19 protein-coding genes are annotated in these 22,540 nt (G+C 36.7%); 4 read left to right on the top strand and 15 right to left on the bottom strand.

Going from position 1 to position 22,540, the window contains the following annotated elements; all coding sequences use genetic code 11:
- The first annotated feature begins 4 nt into the window (after positions 1-4).
- The gene (locus KPL75_RS19520; protein WP_219917415.1) at positions 5-847 is read left to right on the top strand and encodes a hypothetical protein; all 843 of its coding nucleotides are present in this window, start codon (positions 5-7) and stop codon (positions 845-847) included.
- A gap of 249 nt (positions 848-1,096) precedes the next feature.
- On the opposite strand, the gene KPL75_RS19515 is transcribed toward KPL75_RS19520, so the two are convergent.
- Positions 1,097-2,176, bottom strand: a complete 1,080-nt coding sequence (locus KPL75_RS19515; RefSeq protein WP_219917414.1) for an RNA-guided endonuclease InsQ/TnpB family protein — start codon at positions 2,174-2,176, stop codon at positions 1,097-1,099.
- A gap of 526 nt (positions 2,177-2,702) precedes the next feature.
- Here KPL75_RS19515 and KPL75_RS19510 point away from each other — a divergent pair.
- Positions 2,703-2,996, top strand: coding sequence for a hypothetical protein (locus tag KPL75_RS19510; protein ID WP_219917413.1), 294 nt, complete (start codon positions 2,703-2,705; stop codon positions 2,994-2,996).
- A 78-nt stretch (positions 2,997-3,074) separates the two neighbouring features.
- Here the strand turns inward: KPL75_RS19510 and KPL75_RS19505 are convergent, their stop codons facing one another.
- Positions 3,075-5,441 carry a DUF6359 domain-containing protein gene (locus tag KPL75_RS19505; RefSeq protein ID WP_219917412.1) on the bottom strand — a complete coding sequence of 789 codons (2,367 nt, stop codon included), beginning with the start codon at positions 5,439-5,441 and terminating at the stop codon, positions 3,075-3,077.
- Positions 5,442-5,686: 245 nt separating this feature from the next.
- Here KPL75_RS19505 and KPL75_RS19500 point away from each other — a divergent pair, with 245 nt between their 5' ends.
- Positions 5,687-7,036: a DUF4026 domain-containing protein gene (locus tag KPL75_RS19500; RefSeq protein WP_219917411.1), complete on the top strand. Its 1,350-nt coding sequence runs from the start codon at positions 5,687-5,689 to the stop codon at positions 7,034-7,036.
- Positions 7,037-7,099: 63 nt separating this feature from the next.
- Here KPL75_RS19500 and hemY read toward each other — a convergent pair whose 3' ends face one another.
- The 4 genes from hemY to KPL75_RS19480 all read right to left on the bottom strand — a co-directional run bounded on the left by hemY (position 7,100) and on the right by KPL75_RS19480 (position 12,844).
- On the bottom strand, positions 7,100-8,521 hold the full coding sequence (gene hemY, locus KPL75_RS19495; RefSeq protein ID WP_219917410.1) for a protoporphyrinogen oxidase: 1,422 nt from the start codon (positions 8,519-8,521) through the stop codon (positions 7,100-7,102).
- 19 nt (positions 8,522-8,540) lie between these two features.
- Positions 8,541-9,476 (bottom strand): ferrochelatase, encoded by a 936-nt coding sequence (gene hemH / locus KPL75_RS19490; RefSeq protein WP_219917409.1) that lies wholly within the window; start codon positions 9,474-9,476, stop codon positions 8,541-8,543.
- A gap of 14 nt (positions 9,477-9,490) precedes the next feature.
- Positions 9,491-10,537 (bottom strand): uroporphyrinogen decarboxylase, encoded by a 1,047-nt coding sequence (gene hemE, locus KPL75_RS19485; protein ID WP_219917408.1) that lies wholly within the window; start codon positions 10,535-10,537, stop codon positions 9,491-9,493.
- Positions 10,538-10,726: 189 nt separating this feature from the next.
- Entirely contained in the window at positions 10,727-12,844 is a 2,118-nt protein-coding gene (locus KPL75_RS19480; protein ID WP_219917407.1) for a transglycosylase domain-containing protein, read from the bottom strand.
- Positions 12,845-12,971: 127 nt separating this feature from the next.
- Here KPL75_RS19480 and hmoB point away from each other — a divergent pair, with 127 nt between their 5' ends.
- Positions 12,972-13,475 (top strand): heme-degrading monooxygenase HmoB, encoded by a 504-nt coding sequence (gene hmoB / locus KPL75_RS19475; RefSeq protein WP_000644084.1) that lies wholly within the window; start codon positions 12,972-12,974, stop codon positions 13,473-13,475.
- A gap of 99 nt (positions 13,476-13,574) precedes the next feature.
- Here hmoB and KPL75_RS19470 read toward each other — a convergent pair whose 3' ends face one another.
- From KPL75_RS19470 to KPL75_RS19430, 9 genes are all read right to left on the bottom strand, one after another.
- Positions 13,575-14,993, bottom strand: coding sequence for a PH domain-containing protein (locus KPL75_RS19470; protein ID WP_219917406.1), 1,419 nt, complete (start codon positions 14,991-14,993; stop codon positions 13,575-13,577).
- On the bottom strand, positions 14,986-15,462 hold the full coding sequence (locus KPL75_RS19465; protein WP_219917405.1) for a PH domain-containing protein: 477 nt from the start codon (positions 15,460-15,462) through the stop codon (positions 14,986-14,988). The genes KPL75_RS19470 and KPL75_RS19465 overlap by 8 nt, the downstream gene beginning before the upstream one ends.
- 74 nt (positions 15,463-15,536) lie before the next feature.
- Positions 15,537-15,833 (bottom strand): protoporphyrinogen oxidase, encoded by a 297-nt coding sequence (locus tag KPL75_RS19460; protein ID WP_219917404.1) that lies wholly within the window; start codon positions 15,831-15,833, stop codon positions 15,537-15,539.
- A gap of 272 nt (positions 15,834-16,105) precedes the next feature.
- Positions 16,106-17,439 (bottom strand): IS3 family transposase gene (locus tag KPL75_RS19455; protein ID WP_258236975.1). Its coding sequence is split into 2 segments (ribosomal slippage): positions 16,106-17,052 and positions 17,052-17,439, totalling 1,335 coding nucleotides; the frame shifts between segments, so codons are not numbered across the junction.
- A gap of 122 nt (positions 17,440-17,561) precedes the next feature.
- Positions 17,562-18,503, bottom strand: coding sequence for a hypothetical protein (locus KPL75_RS19450; RefSeq protein WP_219917403.1), 942 nt, complete (start codon positions 18,501-18,503; stop codon positions 17,562-17,564).
- 665 nt (positions 18,504-19,168) lie between these two features.
- Positions 19,169-20,323: an ABC transporter permease gene (locus KPL75_RS19445; RefSeq protein WP_375141009.1), complete on the bottom strand. Its 1,155-nt coding sequence runs from the start codon at positions 20,321-20,323 to the stop codon at positions 19,169-19,171.
- Complete coding sequence (locus tag KPL75_RS19440; RefSeq protein WP_309137436.1) at positions 20,280-21,011, bottom strand: ABC transporter ATP-binding protein; 732 nt, start codon at positions 21,009-21,011, stop codon at positions 20,280-20,282. The genes KPL75_RS19445 and KPL75_RS19440 overlap by 44 nt, the downstream gene beginning before the upstream one ends.
- Before the next feature lie 4 nt (positions 21,012-21,015).
- Complete coding sequence (locus KPL75_RS19435; protein ID WP_219917402.1) at positions 21,016-22,257, bottom strand: efflux RND transporter periplasmic adaptor subunit; 1,242 nt, start codon at positions 22,255-22,257, stop codon at positions 21,016-21,018.
- Positions 22,258-22,273: 16 nt separating this feature from the next.
- On the bottom strand, positions 22,274-22,492 hold the full coding sequence (locus KPL75_RS19430; RefSeq protein ID WP_219917401.1) for a hypothetical protein: 219 nt from the start codon (positions 22,490-22,492) through the stop codon (positions 22,274-22,276).
- Between the last annotated feature and the right edge of the window lie 48 nt (positions 22,493-22,540).

Genomic DNA, 22,540 nt, shown 5'->3' with positions numbered 1-22,540 from the left:
AGTCATGATGCGTGCGCTTCGTTTAAATATAAGGCAAGCTTTTTGTAATCGTGTTTCTTTAATTATTATGTTTAGTGGATTAGCTCTTATTTCTATTTATCATTATTATTATGTAATTCGTTATTTAGGAGACGCAGCGAATGGGGCTATAGCAACTGCTTTTAAATGGATCGGGTTTCGTAATAATGAAATGGATGTTTATTTATTATTAATGCCTGTTATTGCAAGTTTACCATTTAGTACGAGTTATAATTCCGATAAATCCGATGGTTTCAAAACTTTTATAAGTAAGGAAATTTCCCTATTCTCGTATTCCTTTACAAAGTATATCGTTACATTTTTCTGCGGGGGATTTCTTTATACTTTACCGTTCATTCTTTCTTTATTACTTTGCAAATTAACAATTCCAAATGGGGATCCAACCGTCGGTACTAGCATGATAAACGGCAACGGAATGTTCGCAGAGTTATATTTCTCTTCTCCGATCACTTATATTTCTCTATATATTGGGATTAATTTTTTATTCGCTGGTTTAATGGCCCTCTTAGGTTTAGCTGCGTCCACATGGTCACAAAAGGATTACATGGCACTTCTATTTCCATTTGCAGTTACTTCCATTCCTTTCGTCCTACTAAATACAATATTCCCTACAATAGGCGGAGCACCTATTCACTTATATGATCCGAAACAACCATTATACGGGATATCACCGTACATTTTAATCAGTACATTTTTCTTCCTTGTCAGCTTATTCATGTACATAAAAGGATTACAACGGGATAAAAAGAGATATATGAGAAGACTTCAAAAACGAGATCGATGTAGAAAAGCTTTTCATCCATTATAAAAACCTAATTTCCTCACGTTATCTTGGAAATTAGGTTTTTTCTATTCATTTACGGCGTACCAGCCAATCCCCACAAAATAACAACAGCCGCAAATTGAGACTCCCACGACTAAAGTCGCAAGCCCGAATCCTTACGGAATTACGGATGGGATTCTTGAATGACTAAGCGTTCGCAGTCCATTTCTGTTTTGAACAGCCTTCAAGATGAGGGCATCTCATTGCCCCTCCTAAACCAGACCATATAGGTGCTTAGGCTGATTTACTGTTACCATCAATCACAGTTGCGTAGCGAATATTCATCGCCCCAACGATATCACGGTGTGTCTCAAACCCACATTGACACTTGTACTTTCTGTCTTGTGCCCTGTTCTTTTCAGCGCATTTCGGACAGCTTTGACTTGTATAAGCTGGATTCACATATTCAACCTGAATATCAGCTAATATCGCTTTATATTCAATAAATTTTGACAAACGATAGAATGACCAAGTGTGTAGGTTTTTTTCGTTTTTACGGCTTGTTCTTGCCGTCTGTCTTATATTCGTTAATTGTTCTAATCGAATGACAGAAATATGATTTGCAATCGCAAAATTAATGATTTCACGACTTATTTTATGATCTTTATCTTGCATCCATCTTTGTTCTTTATCATCCAATCGCCGAATCGCATTCACTTTTTTTGCTTTTCCTAATTTCTTACGAATACACCGAAACTTACGCTTCTTACATTTGTTTTGCCTACCATTTCCAAAAAAACGAACCTTATCATCATCTGTGATTGCTACCGCGGGGGCCTTGAGACCTAAGTCTACTCCTAAAATTTTCGTTCCTGCCCTTTCATTTGTAGGAAGCGTGACAGATATTTGGGCCATCCACTTATTCGATTTCATTGTGATGCGAAGTGTACCTAATTTATGTTTTAACAGATTCAGATTGCGATTGTTTTTATCGCTTAATAAAGCTCGGATTTTTACACGAGTCGATTTTCCATTTCTCTTAAACGGGATTGAAATATAAGTAGAGTCAAATGAATAATTCTGATTGTTCCATACACAAACAGGTCTCTTTAGAATCGGAATGATTTTATAATGGCTTTTCTTTACTTTTGTAGCAAACAAACTTTTCGCGTCTTTAATCGCTTGATTCTTCACCGCACTTGGGATATTTGCTTCAATATCTTTTGTGCTTTTTTTCGTACTTTTCTTTGCTTTAACCATTTCCGATACAAGTGTATTTATAACTTTGATATATTCGTGACTACTTTGTTCTAATAAACGGATTTGTTCTTTTGTTGGAATCAATTTCACTTTCACTGTTAGGGTCTGTGACATACGTTTCATCCCCTTGTTTTTTGATTTTCAGCATCATTCATTTAATACATTTCTAGCAATAGAAACAAAATGAGAACGTGTCCATAAACTTTGCAACTGCATGAGATGAGACGAGAAGATTTTTCTCTCAAACACTTTGAACCGTTCTTCTATAATCATTTATTCTCGTTACAATATATCATTCATTCCCAGAAAATTACAACAAAAAGACCTAGAGAAACTACCTATACTTTGGATACTTAAAGTACCACGAACCTTGCGATTTTTAGTGGTACTCCGTATCCAACCTCACTTTCATCCCATGCCTAAAGGCAATGGGCTTTCTCGTTCGGAAAGGGCTGTAATTAGTTATATTCTATTTTAAATAAAATGATCACTGCTAAAGCCATCGAAAATCAAAAATTATCAACAATTTAAATCGAGTTAAAAATTTACAATATCACAAAAATATTATTTTCCAATTATGGTATATATATATAGATAAATGTAAATAATCCACATTACATTGGAAAGGGGCATTTTGATCATGCAACCTAAATTTCACACTTGGAAAAGTTATACGTTTTTAACCTTTAGCCTATTCAGTAGTATTTTAATGTTTTCACTTGTTCCTGTCTTAGATCGATTTGGTCCCAATACAATTACTCCTATGACGTATGCAATATTAGGCGGAACTATTTTATCTATAATAATGGCTATCATTTCATTTATTAGTCCTTCTGAAAAGAAAATATTGCCTATTATAGCTTTAGTGGTCACTCTTTTGAATATTTTACTTATTAGTTCTGTTCTCTTATTTGGCTACCTTTTTACTAAATAAGCATATAACATTAGCAATTAGAGGTATTTCATTATGCAGCCTAAAAAGAACGCTTAGTTACCTAAGCGTCCTCTCGATTTAAGAAGCCTTCTTCAAATCAATTTGAGCAAGTACTGGATCGTGGTCACTTACACGTCCATGTTCTTTCATAATGTTTGAGTTTAAGTGTACAGGGTCTACAATTGTGTGCGGTGCGATGTTATTTGTTACTAAAATATGATCTAACACTTGTGCGTTACCTTCATGAATGTACGTGTAACGGTTCTCTTTCGGCACTGTGTTTAACATATCTTTTAATATCGTTCCCTCTAGTGCTTCTAAAGGTTTAGAGAATTCAAAGTCATTCATATCACCTAATACTACAACTGGCGCATTCGTATTCTTTTCTTGAATACCTTTTACGAAATGATTCACTTCTTGTGCTAATTGAACTCGTTTTTCTTCACTCTTTAATACGAGCGGCTGCACTTTTCCAAATGGCGTTGCATCTCCTAGTTTTGAGTTTAAGTGATTCGAAATGACAACAACATTTTGTCCTTGGAACGTAAATTCTGCTGCTAACGGTTTACGTGTACTTTCAAATAATGAATTTTCATCTCCAATACGAACTACATTTTTATCTAGTAACTTTGGTACTGCTGCTAATTTCACACGTGATGGATTATAGAAGAAACCGACACGAATGTTCGCCCCTGGTGCTCCTCCATCTTGATTATTGTTCGGAGCAATTTCTACATATTCATATTTCGGTCCACGTATTTCTAATACTGCATCAATTACACGCTTTGCGCCTAAAGAAGCATCTGTTGTACCGTCATTAATTGATCCATTATTATCTTGCATCTCTTGGACGCCGATAATATCAGGCATTTTCAAGTTATATTTAATAGAATAAGCTAACGCTTTTACTTTTTCGTCCGTTGTTTCTTTTTTGTTCGCTGAGAAGTTTTCAATATTGTATGTAGCAACTGTTAACTTATCAAGACGTGGCTGAATATTTGCCCCTACTTGCTTAAATCCACCGTCCACTACAGATGGTAATTCCGTTACTGGCGAAATGCGGAACGCACCATAGTCATATCCTACTACTCCAGTTATATCCCCAGTGAACGTATCGCCTACTTTCGCGACATAATCACGAGGTACCTTAACAGAAAGACGCTCTGGGTTTAATTGCTCTTTATCTAATAGCGGTGTGCCATACTTCGTTATAACTTTATCCCCACCGTTTTTTACTGTTACATATAAGTTACCATTTTTCTGAGGCGCGATAATTTTTGGTGTTGGCATCGTAACGCGCATACCTTCTATACTTTCATAAAAATCAATTGCATCTTCATTTGGATCAAATAAACCGAATGCATCATTATCGATAATTTGATCAGGAATTTTCACACCGTTTTCTCCTAGTACAATCGGTGCTGGTAAAGGTTGATCTTTTGCGATTACAGCAACGCGACTCGCTTTAATTTCTGTCGTCGTTAAGTCCGTTTCAAAACGTTCTGCGTATCCAGGTCCAACATATTCTTCTACTGCTCCATCAACTTGAATAAGATCTCCTACCGCTACATTCGCATCTTTTTTGTATACGTAAATACCTTCTGAAGTAGCTGGATCATTATCCGGCTGATTATCTTCTATATAAAAACCATTTTTATCAAGCGCTGTGACAACGCCTTCCACATTGTTTACTTTCTTCCCGTTGTAAGGAGAAATATGGGATTTCCCTTGAATATCATGAATACGAACTGGTTCATTTGTTACGATTAGAAATGAAAATGTTGAAATCGCTGAAGAAGTAAGCCCTTCTTTTTCTGCGATTGCTTTCACTACACTATTTTCATTCACTATAATCCGTCCGTTATAACGAACGCTTTTATTTGTAGGATTAGAGCCATCTAACGTATAGTAGATTGTTGCTCCTTCTGTATTCGTTGTTAATGTTACCGCTGTTCCTTTCGCAACTTCCCCGCCATTTGGTGAAGCCACTACATCGCTAACACGGTTTTGTTCTTCTCCGTAAAACTTATGAGCTGTTACTGATTTTAAACCTGGGCTACCGAAATATAATTCAAGCGTCCCTGTTAAGCTAACTTTCTTCCCGATATTTTCAGGATGATCTTTCACATTTACAGCCAATCTCACATCGCCTTTTGGCAACTGAACAGGCATGATTTTGTCTGGATTCGTTTCGTTTGGCGAATCGGCAATTGCCACATTTGTGTCGTCAAACTTAGCCGGATCTTTCGTGTATTTAGAAGGACTTTGCGTATACCCAACGATATATCCTTCCACTATTCCCTTCGTTTTCCCTTGCTGCTTAAATACTTGAATTGCTTTTTCTACTGACATAGAAGTAGTTTCTTCCGCCTGCGCTAAAGTTCCAGTAAATGAAAGCAATAGCAAGAATGATATAAAAACACTTAACAATTTCTTCACAGCCATTTTCCTCTCCCTAATTCATATTTTCTCAGCATTTCTATCATACCAAATGATTCGTTATATAGAATGGTATTTTCGACAAATTTTACAAAAAATTTATTTAATTTACAAGCTTTCAAAATATAATACAAAATAATAATTTTACACCTTCTATGAATGCGATTTATACTATTAGAGAGATAAAAGACAGAAAATATCGAAATTTTATTGGCATGTAAAATGGACTCATTTGAATGGGAGTTGATTGGATGGAAGTGCAAACAGAAACATACCGCGCAGCTATGAATGGAACATTAGAACGTCATTTTTCAGATATGATTGCTGTTATACCAACTAGAATTACAATTGATCAGTTAAAACAGCGACTAGAAACTATCTCTACTAAAGTTGATGAGTTGAAAATTGTTTATAGTGATGAGACAAGCCTTATTGTTGAGTTACATATGGATAAAAAGGTCATACCTTATGAACTGCATATTGATGAAACGGATGATCCAGAAGAATATAAAATGTACAATAGACAAGATGCCACAATCGTAGATCGTACTTTTGAAGATGCGGCTTTCGGCACTGAAATTTTCACACGTACACTATTTGCAGGTGATGTACTCAGCTGCTTTTTCCAGCAATTGCAGGTTTTATGGCACCTCGCACCAGACTTGTTATTTGTAATCGATTCTAGTGCGGCTATGAAGGTCATATCTAGAAACTATATTGAATATCACGTTGAGAATGAATTATTGCCTGATATTCCTGACTTATACGTTATTCATTCTGTTTATGAAGACGATAAAGAACGCGAGCCTACACAATATTGGTTTCATACACACGGCCTTTTAAGGGCTGGTGTGACAGAGATAGAATTAATTATTCCAAATCGCATTTCTTCCTACTACGGCATTGGCGATCTTTTTCAAACATTTGCTAATAATGCCGTTGAAAATGGCCATGTTCCAATGAATGAGCCTATCGTTATCGCACATAGTCAGCAAGGTTCCATACATACAGTAGCCGTTCCATGGGAAAAAGGTTTATCTTATATTGGACATAAAACGAGTATGGATCAATTATCTTCAATTGAGGGTGAGGAAGTGATGCTACAGCCAATCGATGAACAAAACGAATTCTTAGGCGGGATGGATGACCGAGATGAATACCATCAATCTCCATCTGTTCTCTTGTTTAAATTTAATACTACAGGAGAATATATAGAAAGCTTTTTCAAAGAACACGAGGAATCTACAGGGCTCATGTTCTATAAAACAAATAGTGAAACGGATCGTATGGCTTACAATGCGAAAAATACTTTCGGGTATTTCAGCAATATTTTTTACATTGAACAATCAAATGAAGATTATCGTTTTCTCGCTAAGTTTGGTGTCTCCTACGAGGAGGGAAAAAGTGAACATATGTGGTTTGAAATGCAAGACATTACGGAAGATATGATTCAAGGAATACTCATTAATGAACCGTATTTTATAGAAGACATGAACGAAGGTAATTCTTATCATTTAGATTTTGAAAACTTAACAGAGTGGATTATATATGCTGGAGATGCAGCTATAAAACCAAATAACTTATATATGTTTATTGGATAGAAGTTATTTTACCTTTAAACAAAACGCCTTCAATATAATTGAAGGCGTTTCATTTGAAATACTTTACTGTGCTACTAATTCAATCTCCATTAATTTCTCTAAATGAGATAATACATGCTTTGCCGCTAATTCGCCTTGATTAATACACGCAGGAAGACCAGAACCAGCGTAAGAACTTCCAGCTAGGTACACACCTGGTAATTCTTTCTCCATAAATGTTGTGAGCTTTTTCATTCGCTCTTTATGGCCTACTGTATATTGAGGCATTGCTTCTTTCCAGCGGCTTACAATTGTAAACTCTGGATCCTCTGTAATATCCATTGTCTTTTGTAAGTCTTCTAATACGAGCTGCACAATTTCTTCGTCCGTTTGTTCTACAACTGCTTCATCACCTGGGCGTCCGACGTAGCAGCGAAGAAGCGTTTTTCCTTCCGGCGTTGTATGTGGCCATTTTTTATGTGTCCACGTACACGCTGTAATCGTGTAATCACTATTTCTTGATACGACAAATCCCGTACCATCAATATCACGCTGAATAGCTGATTTCGGGAAAGCAAGTGCCACGTTTGCAACTGATGTAGACGGAATGTTACGGAAGAAACGAAACTGCTTGTACTGCGTAAACATAGACGGCAATACTTTATGCGGCGTCGCAACTACAATTGCATCTGCTTCCATTTCTTTTCCGTTACTAAGCGTAATCGTATAACTATCACCGAGTTTTATAACTTTTTCAATACGAGTTCCCTTCATTACCATATCATTAGGAATCTTCACTTCAAGAGATTCTACTATAGATTCTAAACCGTTTTTCACAGTTTTAAAGATTCCCTTTTTCATTTCAGCCTTCTCTTGTTTTGGAGCGAGCGTACGCATACCGAGTGAAATACTACGGTGCTCCTGTTCAATTTGATAAATTTGAGGGAATGTTGACATTAAACTCATTTCATCAATATCCCCTGCATAAATACCAGATAATAATGGCTCAATTAAATTTTCAACGACTTCATTTCCAAGACGGTGCCTGAAAAACTGCCCGAGCGATTGGTCAGATACTGGCTTTGATCTAGGCATTAACAGATCAAAACCAGCTCTTAATTTACCAATTGGGGAGAACAAGCCGGAAAATAGAAACGGCTTAATTTGCGTTGGAATTCCCATCATTGAACCGCTCGGCATTTTGTGTAACCGATTGTTTACGAGAACGAACGATTGACCGGCCTTATTATTTACAAGTTCATCGCCAAGTCCTAATTCTTTCACTAATTTAGCTACACTCTCTTTTCTTGCTAAGAAAGAATCGGGACCGCGTTCAATTGTAAATCCATCTTTTTGAACGGTTTGAATTTTCCCGCCAAGTTTACCAGACGCTTCTATAAGTAATGTATCAATCGGCAAGTTTTTTTCACGAATATCTTTTTGTAAATTATACATTGTTGTTAATCCAGTTATGCCACCGCCGACGATCACAACTTTTTTCCTCAAGCAGGCTCCCCCTTTCTGTTTACAATGCAGATTCTTTTTTCTTTAATACAACATCTGTTAAGCAATCAATAAATGCGTCCGATGCGTTTGGCATTTCTGGACGATAATATTTCGCGCCAATTTCATCTGTTACTACTTTACACTCAAAGTCATTGTCATATAAAACTTCTAAATGTTCCGCAACAAATCCAACTGGTGCATATACGAATGAACTGTAGCCGTACTTTTCATTTAATTCTCTCGTTAAATCTTGTACATCTGGACCAATCCAAGGATCTGGTGTATTTCCGGCACTTTGCCAGCCAACTGCATAATTTGCTACTTCAGCACCGCGGGCAATATAGTCAGCTGTTTCATTTAATTGATCTGGATATGGATCGCCGAGTGCGATAATTTTCTCTGGTAAGCTATGAGCAGATACGATTAACACAGCTTTTTCACGTTCTGCTTCTGACATACCGTTATATATACCTTTCACTGCATCAACCCAATACTGAATAAATTTCGGTTCTTTATACCAGCTATCGATGCCATGAATTGTTAAGTTTCCAAGTTTTTCTGCTTCTTCTTGCGCTCGTCCTACATACGATTTCACGCTAAAAGTAGAATAATGTGGGGCAAGAACGAGTGCAATTGCATCTTCTATTCCATCTTTATGCATAGCTTGTACTGCATCTTCAATGAACGGTTCAATATGTTTTAAGCCAAGATACATGTGGTACTCTACTTCATCTTGCACTTCATTTAAACGTTTATCTAACTTTTTAGCTTGCTCTAATGTAATAGTAGCTAAAGGAGAAATACCACCAATTGCACGGTAACGCTCTGTTAAATCTTCTAGCATTTCAGGACTTGGCTTTCTTCCTCTGCGAATATGTGTATAGTAACGTTCAATATCTTCTTCTTTATATGGCGTTCCGTATGCCATTACAAGCAAACCAATTTTCTTTTTCATACAGACAATCTCCTTTACTTCGCTAACTGTTCTTTAGAGTATTCATGAATAAATGTAGTTAAGCGTTTTAATGTATCTGGATTTACTTCTGGGAATACGCCGTGACCTAAGTTAAAGATATAACCTGGCTGCTTCATCCCTTGATCTAAAATACCTTTTACATGTTCTTCAATAACAGACCAAGGTGCTAATAAGAATGAAGGGTCCATATTTCCTTGTACCGCCTTATGAACGCCACGCGTGCGTGCTTCTTCAATTGATAAGCGCCAATCTAAACCTACTACATCAAGCGGTAAGTCATGCCATTCATTCACTAAGTGTCCTGCCCCAACGCCGTGCATAATCATTGGAACACCCATCGTGCGAACTTCTGCAAAAATACGTTCCATTGCTGGTTTAATAAATATGCGGTAATCCGCTACATTTACTGTTCCAACCCAAGAATCAAAAATTTGAACCGCTTTTACTCCTGCATTAATTTGCGCTTTTAAATATGTAATAACCATATCTGCAAGCTTATCCATTAATGCGAACCAAGCTTTCGGCTCTGCATACATAAACGCTTTCGTATTATGATAGTTACGAGAAGGACCGCCTTCAATCATATAGCTCGCTAACGTAAATGGAGCTCCCGAAAAACCGATTAACGGTACATCTAACATTTCTGTCGTTAATAAGCGAATTGTATCTAATATGTAAGGTACATCATCTTCTGGATTGATTTCCCCTAATTTTTCTACGTCTTGTAAAGAACGGATTGGATTATCGATAACTGGACCAATGCCAGATTTAATTTCCACATCAACACCAATTGCAGGTAGTGGTGACATAATATCTTTATAAAGAATTGCTGCGTCTACGTTATATTGATCAACTGGCAACTTTGTAACATAAGCGCACAACTCTGGATTATGTGTAATTTCAAATAAAGAATATTTCTCTTTTATCTTTCTATATTCCGGCTGTGAACGACCTGCTTGTCGCATATACCATGCTGGTACATACTCCGTGCGTTCCCCCTTACATGCTTTTAAAAATGTCTCATTTATAGTTCTTACCAAGACCCTAGCTCCCTTCCTTACCAATGCTTTTTCTTTAAATATGCTCTATTCCGATATTTATCTTTTTTTACTATACAGCTTGTAAAAACAAAATGCATAACATTATGTACGTTGTTCATTAAATTGACACAAACATTCGTAAAACCGCTTACTATTTTCACAACATTCTTATTATAACACAGAGAAAAACTATGGTTTAGCTACTTTTGACTTTTCTCCTTCACGGTTCGTTTGTGTGTTATATGGTACAACGTAAAAACTTGGTTTTGAGAATATATTTATAAACTTTTCCTCATATTTCCCTGTTCCTTTTACTGTTCCAACGTGAGTATGCATTCCTTTTTCAACTTTATAAATTCGATACATAATTCTCTCATCAGGAAGCGGCGTCCAGCTTAGTTTCATTGCAAATAAACCGAAAGGACTAAAAGCTAGTTTTGCTTCCACGTTTTTAATCTTGTCTAAACGAATTGGCAGCCCAATTGTTTCAACACCTTTTGGTCTATGAAAACTCGCTTTATCTTGTATATTTGCTTTCGTTAAAATCTTTTTAAATAACATCGTTGCAGATGCATTTCCATCTTGTAATTGATGCTCTTTATCGGTGCGGTCATAGCCAATCCAAACTGCTCCTACTAAATTCGGTGTATATCCAACAAACCACATATCACGCGCACCATGGTCATCATTCGGCAGTGAAGTTGTGCCTGTTTTTCCAGCTAAAGCTCCATTATATACGCCAGCTTTCGCCGTACCTTCTTTCACAACTCCTTCAAGCATCTTTGTCATATACCATGCCGTTTGCTTCGAAAAGACTTTCGTTTCAGCTTTTGATGATTCTCCAATAACTGCTCCGTGTCTATTTAATACTTTATCGATAACGTGTGGTTCGATAATATTCCCGTTTGCTAAAAAAGATCGGTACATTTTGACAAGATCAAATGGAGAAACACCGTTTTTAAGCCCGCCAAGTGCTGTGCTTAAACCTGAGTCCGCAATATGAACATTCCCTTTCTCTAAATATTGCTTTCCCTCATCTACCCCTAATTCATTTAATAAAGATACAGCTGGTACATTTGCTGATTCTAATACCGCATCGTACATCGTCATCTCTTTCGCATACTCATGATTATAATTTCGAGGTTCATAGCCTTCAAACGAACTTTTTTCATTCGTTAATAAAGAATATGGATTATATTTCTTCGTCTCGAGTGCTGGTCCATATACGATAAGTGGCTTTAAAACAGAACCAGGCTGCCGCTTTGCAAAAACACGATTAAGCCCTCTCGGAACATATTCTCTTCCGCCAATCGCGGCTTTAATTCCGCCAGTCTGGTTATCCATTAATAAAAATGCACCTTGCGCCACGTTTTCTTTACCAGGGAAATTTCTCGCATCTTGAAACTGGTTGTATGCCACCTTTTGAACTTTTTCATCCATCGGTACGACAAATGTATATCCTCCGCGTAGTACTTCTTGATGCGATAAACCATATAAACGCGCTGCTTCATCTATAACCATATCGATATACGGCATATATGCGAGTTCACGTTCATCTGAATTTTTATAAAGAGCGATTGTTTTCCCTTGGTAACGAACACTATCTTCCGCTGTTAAATAGCCTTGTTTATGCATAAGTGACAAAACAAGATCACGGCGTTCCTTACTCTTTTCTGGGGATAAGTACGGCGAATAACCATTTGGCGCTTTCGGAAGCCCTGCAAGCATAGCTCCCTCTTCCACTGTTAAATCCTCTACATTTTTATTAAAATACAATTTAGCCGCCGCTTGAATACCATATGCCCCGTGACCAAAATAAATATGATTCATATACATTTCAAGAATTTGCTGCTTCGTATATTTTTGCTCTAATTGAAGAGAAATTGCGACCTCTTTCAATTTACGCGTAAATGTTTTTTCGCGAGTTAAAAAGACATTTTTAGCTAGTTGCTGCGTAATCGTACTACCGCCTTCTACCTTCTCTCCAGCTAACGCGTCTTTATAAAGCGCCCGAAATATAGAAGGGTAATCAATTCCTTGATGCTCATAAAAACGAGAATCTTCCACCGCAATAAATGCTTGCTGCACATACTTTGGAATTTCTTCGATCGGCACGAGCTCTCTATTTTCTACATATAACTTCGTAATTTCTTTTCCTTTCTGATCAACGATACGTGATGAAGAGTGGAAAACAAGCTGCTTTTCATCCATCATATAGCCACCAGTTAATACAATAAGTTTATAGAGTACAATCGCTACTACAAACGTTGCTACCCCGCCTAATAAAGTCCACTTTGCTTTCTTCATACATCGGCCTTCTTTCCAAATGATGGTACATTTATTATTTGAAAAAGAAGTATCTTTATGTATATAATCTTCGAAGTTTTTCACAAGAGTTGATATAATAGAGACAAACTTTAAAGGGGGCATTAAAATGAAGGCTATTATTTCATACGAAACACCTCTAGAACAAGCACATTTCACTGCAAAAAATAACGAAAAAGATATGTTTTATAAAGAAAATACTGAAGAATCTGTAGAATCTGCACTTCAGTATGACGTATTAGACGCTGTTGGAGAATTTAAAGGACAACCTGGCTACATCGTTTGTAACAACATTTCTGTAACAGACGAAGGTCGCCCTGTATTTGAAAACCGCTTTAAAAACCGAGCAGGTCTTATCGAAAACGAACCAGGCTTCCAAGCAATCCGCGTTCTTCGCCCATTAAGTAATGATACATACGTCATTTTAACGATGTGGGAAACAGAGCAAAACTTTAAAGACTGGACAGAATCACGTTCATTCGAAAACGCTCATAAAAAACGTCCTGCACAAGCAGAAGGACAAGCACAAGCTCAGGCGCATCCACATGCAGAACAGCAAAAAAGCATTTTCTCTCGTCCTTCGTTCGTGACTACTTTTGATGTGTTAGTTTAATTAAAAAGTAGTACAACACCAGCAGTACATGAAATTATATCGGCGATTTTTCAAATATATCGACTTATCGACAAATCACGACATAAAAAGGAAACACCATTATACACCGGTGTTTCCTTTTTCCTTGTACCAATTATATATGCGAAGCGCGTCTTCTTTTCGCATATGCTTCACTTTATACCTATGCCCCGCTACCGATACGGCAGCTGTACATAACTCATCTTTCTTTTGAAAATGCGACTGACTGTATCCTACTGCTTGAACATGCCTTCTTCGCATGATTCCTGTATATTTCGCAAGGCCTCGGTACACCATTACTAACTGATTTTCTCGTATCATATAACCACTACTTGTATACCTAGCATATGCAAGTAACGTAAATACGATAAATAGTGGTATCAGAGTGAACAACGCGATATTTTGTTTAAAATATATACTCGCACCGATGATCGGCAGTGCAAGCACGGCACTTGTAATCCAGCCCATTATTATGTAACGGCACAATGCAGCCTTCGGTAAATGAACGATTTCCTCTTCCATTTCATACGGCAACTGTAAATATGCGAGTAACTGCTGTACATCTTTCTTCTTCATAAAAGGATGTAGCATCACTTCATTCCCTGCCGCTTCTATACTTTGAATGACTTCTACTTCGACAGAGCAATAACCGAAAGGCTGGCGGAGAATTCCTTCTTTTACAGTAATCGCTTGAATGCGATGTAATTTTAACACAAACTCTTTCTTATCAAATAACCCTTGAACGATACGAACTTCATTTCCGTTTCGCTCAATTTTAAAGTTCGCATATTTTAACGCATAGCCAGCTGTTGAAATGACCCACGAAATTGCCATTAAAATCGCTGCCATAACGATTAATTCATATACACCGTTATCCATCACATACGCTTCTACTTTATTGATGAGCCATTCTGGAATAAATTGATTAAACTCTGTGTAAATAAGAAGTAATCCAGAAAACACTAATCCGAATCTACCAGACGTAATGGAAGCTACTAAAATCTCTTTCATCGTTAACTGATAAATCGTCTTACTTTCTTCTGCCATGGGTACTTCTTCACTCGCAGCGCTTCTTTTTTTATTTAATAAGGCAATCAGTTCCTTCGCTTCATCTTCTTTAATACCAGCTAACATCACTTCTGGCTCACTACCGCCGCCCGCTACTTCTATGTTTAATTTTGTAAGTCCGAGCATTTGATAAATGATATTAGAAGATGTACTAATGTTTTGCACACGGTCTTTATTTAAATAACTTTCCTTCTTCACAAAAACACCGTGTTTTATATGTAAAATATTATTTTCAACCCAGTACACTTTGAAATACCATTTTACAGCTGAGAAAATAGCCATAATGAATAATACAAACAAAAGAGCAAGATGTAAGAAATACCATGGTTCTACTTGACCATCTGATCGAAATAAAACAAGAAAAATAAAAGGCAACAAAGTCGCAATTCTAATACCTAATAATATCGTAATCGGATGTTGCCTCTTATACACCCTCATCACTCACTTTCGCAAGCTCTCCAATTTGTCTTTTCAACTGCTCTGCTTCTTCTTTCGTTAAACCAGGAATACTATGAGAAGTTGCCGCTGTTGAAATATGTAATTCTGCTAAATTATACTTTCTCATAATTGGTCCTTGCTCAATCGTCACGTGCTGCACGCGAATCATCGGGATAAGTACGCGCTTTACAACGAACATCCCCTTTTGAATTTCAATCTCTTCTTCATTTAATCTATAACTATAATAGCGCTGACGTAAATTTGGAAACACAAAATAATCAAGTGGGATAAACGTAATAGCGCCCGTTACTAACAATCCAAACAACCAGCCCCACCAGTTAAAGTTAATCATAAAAAAGAAATACGCAATTACGACTGCTAATATAACTGCCGCCCCAATTAAAGCGTGGATTCTCCACACTTTCAGCATATTAGAATGAATTTCCCTTTCTAACGGCTGCATCTCATCACTCCAATTATATGAATTTATTACTTATATATTAGGCTTTATATACATTTTTGTAAATTTATAGTTTTCTACATCGTATCCATTACTTCTTTAAAATTCCCTTCATTAATGGAGTACACTTGAAACTGAATATAATCTATCTCATTCGTATCCGGATTAGCAAATGGTAAAATGTTAAATCTTGCTGCCGATCTTCCTAACATATCTACAATCATAAGAGCAACATCAATATGCTCAAAGCCTACACGGAATGCTACCGCTTCTCCAGTAAACTCATAATCTTTAATCGCATCATAAGACTTATCCGCGCTTATGAGTGTCATTTTTAATAGTTGGTTGAAATTCTCTGGTTTAAAATTAATCATATACGCAGCTCCTTTTTTCAATAAAACACTATGAAAACAGTGTAATATTATAATTTCATAGCTTTACACATCAATTATATAAAAAATAAAGCTAGTTTTTTATAATTTTTTTGATATAATTACATACGGGAAACGGGAAGAATTTTATCTTCCCTTGTGTTTTTATTTGCATCTAGTACTTTTGCTAGATGCCTTTTTTTATGCCAAACAAATTTAAAAAGGTATCCTCAAATACTAATCTGTACCCTTTGTAAAGGACATTTTAAAAAAAGTTAGGCGGCATCAAGAAGATGATTTCTGTATTCAACAGGAGTCATCTTCTTTAAATTCCATTGATATCTATGCTGATTATAGTATTTCATATAGTCTTTAATTTCTTGTTTTAACTGAGGGAAAGACGTACAAGTTTTTATGTGTGCTTCATCTTTAAAGTGCCCGAAAAAAGATTCTTGAGGGGCATTATCCCAACAGTTTCCTCGTCTTGACATAGATTGTCCCAGCTTTAATTTTTTGACTAATTTTTGATAAGTAGGACTTGTGTAATGAGCTCCTTGATCTGAATGAATATAGGCACCTTCCGTTAATCGCACTCTCTTATTCTTCTTTAGTTTGTGAAGAGTCGTCGTTGCGATATCTAGTGTAAGTCGTTCTGAAACATGATACGCCAAAATTTCATTTGTGGACCCGTCTAGAATGGTAGATAAATATCCTTTCTGATTCTTACCATAAAACAGGTATGTGATATCTGTCAGAAGTACCTTTCCAGGTGTACCTTGCCTGAATTCTCGCTTTAATTGATTCGGTACCACGAAGTGTTCTTTCGTCGCTTTCAACATTCTTTTATAGGGATTCGCTTTACGAATGGGACAGATTATCCCATATTTTTTCATGATTCTACGGATACGTTTCAAATTGTAGACAACTTGAAATTGACCCGCCAATGTCATTTTGATTTGACGCGCCCCTTTCTTTCGATTTTTAAATTGAAATGCCTTTAATATGAGTTTCTTCACCACTTCATCTTGATGTATTCTTTCTTCTCGCCTACTTTGAGAAGTGGTGGAAAAATAATTATAGTATCCAGAACGCGAAACACCTGCAATTTTACACAAATATCTCACCATATTTTTTAGGCTATATTTTTCAATAATAGAACGAATTAATAGGTACTTTTGACTAGGTTGTAACGTTATTTTTTTCCCATCCTCCCTTCCATAAATTTGATCTTTTTTAACAGCTCATTTTCAGCTTTTAATAAGTTTCGTTCCGCTTCCAAACGTGCATATTTCTCTTCTAATGTAAGCTCTCTTTCTAGCTTTCTTCCCGAGTTTTCCTTACGTGTATCTCTTAAACCAAACACACCATTTTCCTTATAGGAAGTACGCCATCTATTTCCTGATGACACAGCACGTTGTAGACCGATGATGTCTATATCAAATCCACATTCTTCAAAAATAATACGAGGTGGTTTTCCCTTTTCATTTTCTTCAATAAAGATACGTTTAAATTCATCTGTGTAGGTAATGCCTTTCTCACTTACAGATTTTACGTATGGATTCTTCGATAGGTTTTGTGTTTCCTTTGTGGTGAATAATTTTTTTGTCATTCTGAATGTTCTCCGATTCTAATTTTCTTCTTATTATACAAGAAATACCCTATCGAATAGACTTTTTTAAGTGTCTATTCGATAGGGTACAGTTTATACTTTGAGGATACCTTTTTATCGATTTAGTGTATTTCAACAATTGTACCATCTTCAAATACTTTGAATACGCCAGTAAATCCTGGTCCAGCTGCGCCTTCTATTTTATATGTCGTACGCACTCTAATTTGATAATATTTCTTTCCATTTTCTACTTGCGTATTCTCTAGTGTGTAATCATATTCTTCTTTATATTCATTTTTGATATATTCTTTAGCTTTCTCAAAAGTAAATGCATCTTGATTCTTTCCTGTCTCTACCTTTTTGGGCTTCTCTGCCGTTACCTTTTCATTCTTTTCTGTTTCTACTTTTTGCGACTTCTCTGTCGTTACCTTTTCATTCTTTTCTGCCTCTACCTTTTTGGGCTTCTCTGTCGTTACCTTCTGATTCGTTACTACATTTGTTTTTTGTGCCTTCGCTGCTTCATTCTTTGCATTTTTTTCTTCTTCATCAATTTTCGTGATTAATCCTACAGCTTTTTTATTATATTCTTCAAGGTTCTTGTTATCTTTTGTTTCTGAAACTAGCTTATTTAGTAACTCTTTCGCTTCTGCATAATTTTTCTTATTTATTAACTCTTCACTTTTCACCAGTTGCTCACTATATTTCTTTTTTTGTTCTAAGATAGCTAGTAATGCTGTTCGTTCTTCCTTTGCTTGTTTTATAAGCGCATTACTTCCATCCTTCACGCTCTCTACTTTTTCAAATGACTTGATCGATTCTTCTAACTTTGCTTCGTCTTTTAGCTTCACTGCTTCAATCATTGCTTTCGTTTGTTCTACAAGCACTTTTACATCTGAATCATCTTTTTTCTCATCTAGTGCTTTTTCAAATGATGATAAGGCTGTTTTATATTCTTTATTCGTTAGTGCGGTTTTCCCCTCATCCACCGCTTTTTCAAAATTCCCATTACTACATCCAGCTAGCATTAAAAATGTAAGGCCAATTACCGTTAATAACTTCTTCATTTTCTCTCCCCCTATATATCCCTCAAATAATAACATCATATGTATAAAAGTCTGTGTAGCAATTAGACTGAAAGCAAATATGTACTACATTGTGTGTGGGAAAGGAAGTACACTTCATTTGCTATCATTAGTTAAAACTCCTAAATAGTTGGTAGTTGGTTTTCTTCTTCTTCTTTTAAGACAAAAAGGAATTTTAATAATGTGCGTAAAGCTCTCACCAGGCTCTTTACTACACACACTCTTATACACATAAAAAAAACATTTTTTGTTTATAGTTTGCTATTTCTTCAACATTAAATATTCTCAGTTGATTGGAAATACAAACCATAATTCGTAACATACTGAAAACAACAGAAAACAAGATGTAACATAAGTTACAGTTCGTAACTCTTTTGTAACATAAATGTAACATAAGGTTTTTAAACATACAATAGTTTTTTTACATTATTTTCCCCACTTTCTATATTTTAAAGAGTCAATCAGGTTCCAGTCCTTTGTGTAATAAGCCTTTTTCATAAAAAACCACCTCATTTCCATCAAAGTGACAAATAAAAAGTACCCCAAAAAGAAAAATCTCACATCTTTTTAGCGTACTACTATCCGTATCTACAATACTTGCAGATTAACAAAAAAAACGACCGCAAGACACGATCGCTTTTTTGGCTCTATTCATATCGTAATGCTTGAATTGGATCAAGCTTCGACGCTTTATTCGCCGGGAATACACCGAATATCACTCCAACTAATAAAGAGAAAACAAATGATAATAGCATAACCGGTATGGAGTACACTATTGTTGTACCTGTGGCTATCGTAAATATTTGTGCACTAATTACCCCAATTCCTATTCCAATTATTCCACCGAACGAACTCAATACAACTGCTTCGATGAGAAATTGAAGCAGAATATTTTTACGCTTTGCTCCAATTGCTTTTCTAATACCTATTTCTTTCGTACGTTCTGAAACTGATACGAGCATAATGTTCATAATGCCAATCCCGCCTACAATAAGAGAGATTGCTGCACTTCCGCCTAGCATTAATGTCATCGTATCATTGACAGATGATGCAGTTTCCATTAAATCTTTTGGACTTGATACGCTATAACTATCTGTATCACCTATGATTGAATTCATCGTTCTTTCAATTCGGGTCGATATGAAATTAATCATATCCTCATTTTCTACCTTCACATATGTTGTCCCAACATTCGTAGTAGCAGCTAAACGCTGTCCGGTGCTAAGAGGAACAATAATCGTACTATCTCCGCTTGTTCCTAATGAACTTCCCACTGATTCAAGAACCCCAACAACTTTATAAGATGTTCCGTTTACCTTTACTGATTTACCGATCGGATCTCCTAAACCGAATAATGTTTGTGCAGTGCTTGCACCAAGTACTGCGATTTTCGAATGATTTCCCTGATCTAAGTCTGCAATGAAGCGTCCTGATTGCAGTTTTAAATCACGGACGTCTAAGTACGAAGAAGTTGTTCCAATCATTGATACTTGTGTATTCGTTTTTTCATGTTTCACTGTTACTCTTCCTGATACTGTCGGTGCAATAGCTTTAATACCATCGATATCCTGAATTTGTTTTGCATCTTTTTCTTTAAATGTAGCATCTGAATCCGTAATCGATACCGTTAATACATTTGTACCCAGGTTACCAATTTGATCTTGTACCTCTTTGGTCGATCCTTGCCCTATCGCGACCATGACTATAACAGAAGATACGCCGATAATAATCCCCAGCATTGTTAAGAATGCTCTAATTTTATTCGCTCTTATGCTTTTCAGCGCCATTTTGAATGTTTGCAAACCATTCACCTCCATTCTCATAGAGCTGTCCATCATGAATCCGAACAACGCGGCTTGCTTTCTTTGCAACATCTAAATCATGCGTAATAAGAATAATGGTATGTCCTTGCTCATTTAATGCATTCATAATTCCTAATATTTCTTTACTCGTTTTACTATCGAGTGCTCCAGTCGGTTCATCTGCTAGTAGAATAGGAGGCTGTCCAGCCAACGCACGTGCTATTGCGACACGTTGCTGCTGCCCGCCAGACAATTGAGAAGGCAAATGATTCGCTCGATCTGCCAATCCTACTTTTCGCAATGCTTCTAATGCTGTTTCTCTTCGTTCTCCCGCTTTCATACCTCGATAAATGAGTGGGAGTTCGACATTCTCAACTGCTGTAAGTTTCGCTATCAGGTTGAAATTTTGAAATATAAAACCTATTTTTTCATTTCGAATCGTCGCAAGCTCAGAGCTTTTCATTTTCCCTATTTCTTCATTATCTAGCAAGTATTCACCTGAATCCGGTCGATCTAGGCATCCAATCATGTTCATAAATGTCGATTTCCCAGAGCCTGATGGTCCTATGATAGAGATAAAATCGCCCTTTTGAATATCGAGGGAAACACTTTTTAGAGCCATTACAGTTTCGCCGCCAAGTTCGTAGACTTTCTTCATGTTCTTTATTTGAATAATTGGCTCTACCATAACATTAACGCCCTCCTTGTCCGCCGCCAGCTGGAGCTCCGCCGTTAGATCTTCCTCCAAACTCACCGCCAGGTCTTCCTTGGAAATTTCCGCCACCAAATCCCCCTTGGAAATTACCACCAGGCATCATCATAGATCCTTGAGAAGACTTGCCTTTAGATTGAACTCTCGGTATTTGCACCGTATCTCCTTTCGCTAGCCCTTTTATAATTTCTACATGCGTATCATTTGAAATACCCGTTTCTACTGTCACTTTTTTTGTTGACTGCGTCGCATCGTCTGAAGATGTAGGAACTAGTACATATTTTTCATTTCCGTTTGTATGTACAGCTTCTATTGGAACGTATAGTGCATCTTCTTTACTCTCTATTGAGATACTTGCTTCTGTTGACATACCAATTTTCATATTTTTCGGATCTTCAATTTGTACAGTTACGTCAAATGTAGAAACGCCTTTGTCTGCTGTTCCTTTTGCTGCTACACTTGTTACCTTTCCGCTAAATGTTTCATCTCCGAATGCACTTGCTGTTATTTTTACCGCTTGACCTTCTTTTACTTTCGGTACATCTAATTCATCAACACTAATCGTTGTTTGCAGGGCGTTGTAATTTGTTATGTGTACAATTGGATCCGCAGCCTGTACAGAATCACCGCTTGCAACAGAAAGACTTGCAATTGTCCCCGTTACTGGAGCTTGCAAAATACTTCCATCTGTAAAGGTTACAAGTGTTGCACCTGCCTCTACAACATCACCTTCTTTTACACTAACACTATCGGCTGTCAAACCACTCCCGCCACTTGCTTTATCCGAACTTGCACTATTGTTACCTCTCGTTACAGGTGATGTATATCCATTTGCATCTTTCATACGGAGAAGAATTGTTCCTTGTGACACTTTGCCGCCTTTTTTCACACTAACTGATTGAATTTCTCCGTCATATGGAGCTGTAACAACAGCACCATTTTTAAACGTTACAAGTGTGTCACCCTTTTTCACTGTATCTCCAGCCGCTACACTTATAGTATCCACAATAAGAATTGTATCTTTCGCTGTTACATCTTGATCTGTATTTGCTGTAACCGAACCCGAACCACTAACTGCTACCTCCAGCTTTCCTTGTTGTACTGTCGTTGTTTGAGAAGCTGCCACAACACCTTGCGTTTTATCTGTTTTATGTAAAAAGAACCAAGCGCTTGCTCCCCCTATTACAACAATAATGGTTGAAATAATAATCCACTTTTTCAAATCTCTATTCTCCTTCCTATTCTTGAGTTTGTCCCGATTGTTCTTGATTCGGCTGGAATTGACCATTACCATTACCCGGGAACATCTTACCCTGCCCCCTTGAACCCATCTCTGAAAAATCTGGGCTTTTACTTTGTTTATAAGCTACATAACCTACTCCGATAGCCGCACACGTACTAATCCCCAAATTTACTATGAGTAAAATTTGTATTAACTTTTGTTTCGTTTGTTCCATTTTTATTCCACCTCGTATATTTTTTGGATAAGCCTATTGTGACTTTCG

It is taken from the genome of Bacillus sp. NP247, from assembly GCF_018966865.1.
Taxonomy (GTDB): Bacteria; Bacillota; Bacilli; order Bacillales; family Bacillaceae_G; genus Bacillus_A.
Note: the sequence above shows the minus strand (reverse complement) of the source record. Positions and strands in the feature narration are given on the sequence as shown.

Bases quoted from the DNA above. Each gene is read 5' to 3' on its own strand.
- KPL75_RS19480 (WP_219917407.1), bottom strand. From the start codon at position 12,844: ATGAAGAAAGCAAAGTGGACTTTATTAGGCGGGGTAGCAACGTTTGTA.
- KPL75_RS19515 (WP_219917414.1), bottom strand. From the start codon at position 2,176: ATGTCACAGACCCTAACAGTGAAAGTGAAATTGATTCCAACAAAAGAA.
- KPL75_RS19520 (WP_219917415.1), top strand. From the start codon at position 5: ATGATGCGTGCGCTTCGTTTAAATATAAGGCAAGCTTTTTGTAATCGT.
- KPL75_RS19450 (WP_219917403.1), bottom strand. From the start codon at position 18,503: ATGAAGAAGTTATTAACGGTAATTGGCCTTACATTTTTAATGCTAGCT.
- KPL75_RS19510 (WP_219917413.1), top strand. From the start codon at position 2,703: ATGCAACCTAAATTTCACACTTGGAAAAGTTATACGTTTTTAACCTTT.
- KPL75_RS19505 (WP_219917412.1), bottom strand. From the start codon at position 5,441: ATGGCTGTGAAGAAATTGTTAAGTGTTTTTATATCATTCTTGCTATTG.
- KPL75_RS19430 (WP_219917401.1), bottom strand. From the start codon at position 22,492: ATGGAACAAACGAAACAAAAGTTAATACAAATTTTACTCATAGTAAAT.
- KPL75_RS19440 (WP_309137436.1), bottom strand. From the start codon at position 21,011: ATGGTAGAGCCAATTATTCAAATAAAGAACATGAAGAAAGTCTACGAA.
- hemH (WP_219917409.1), bottom strand. From the start codon at position 9,476: ATGAAAAAGAAAATTGGTTTGCTTGTAATGGCATACGGAACGCCATAT.
- KPL75_RS19465 (WP_219917405.1), bottom strand. From the start codon at position 15,462: ATGCAGCCGTTAGAAAGGGAAATTCATTCTAATATGCTGAAAGTGTGG.
- KPL75_RS19460 (WP_219917404.1), bottom strand. From the start codon at position 15,833: ATGATTAATTTTAAACCAGAGAATTTCAACCAACTATTAAAAATGACA.
- hmoB (WP_000644084.1), top strand. From the start codon at position 12,972: ATGAAGGCTATTATTTCATACGAAACACCTCTAGAACAAGCACATTTC.
- KPL75_RS19500 (WP_219917411.1), top strand. From the start codon at position 5,687: ATGGAAGTGCAAACAGAAACATACCGCGCAGCTATGAATGGAACATTA.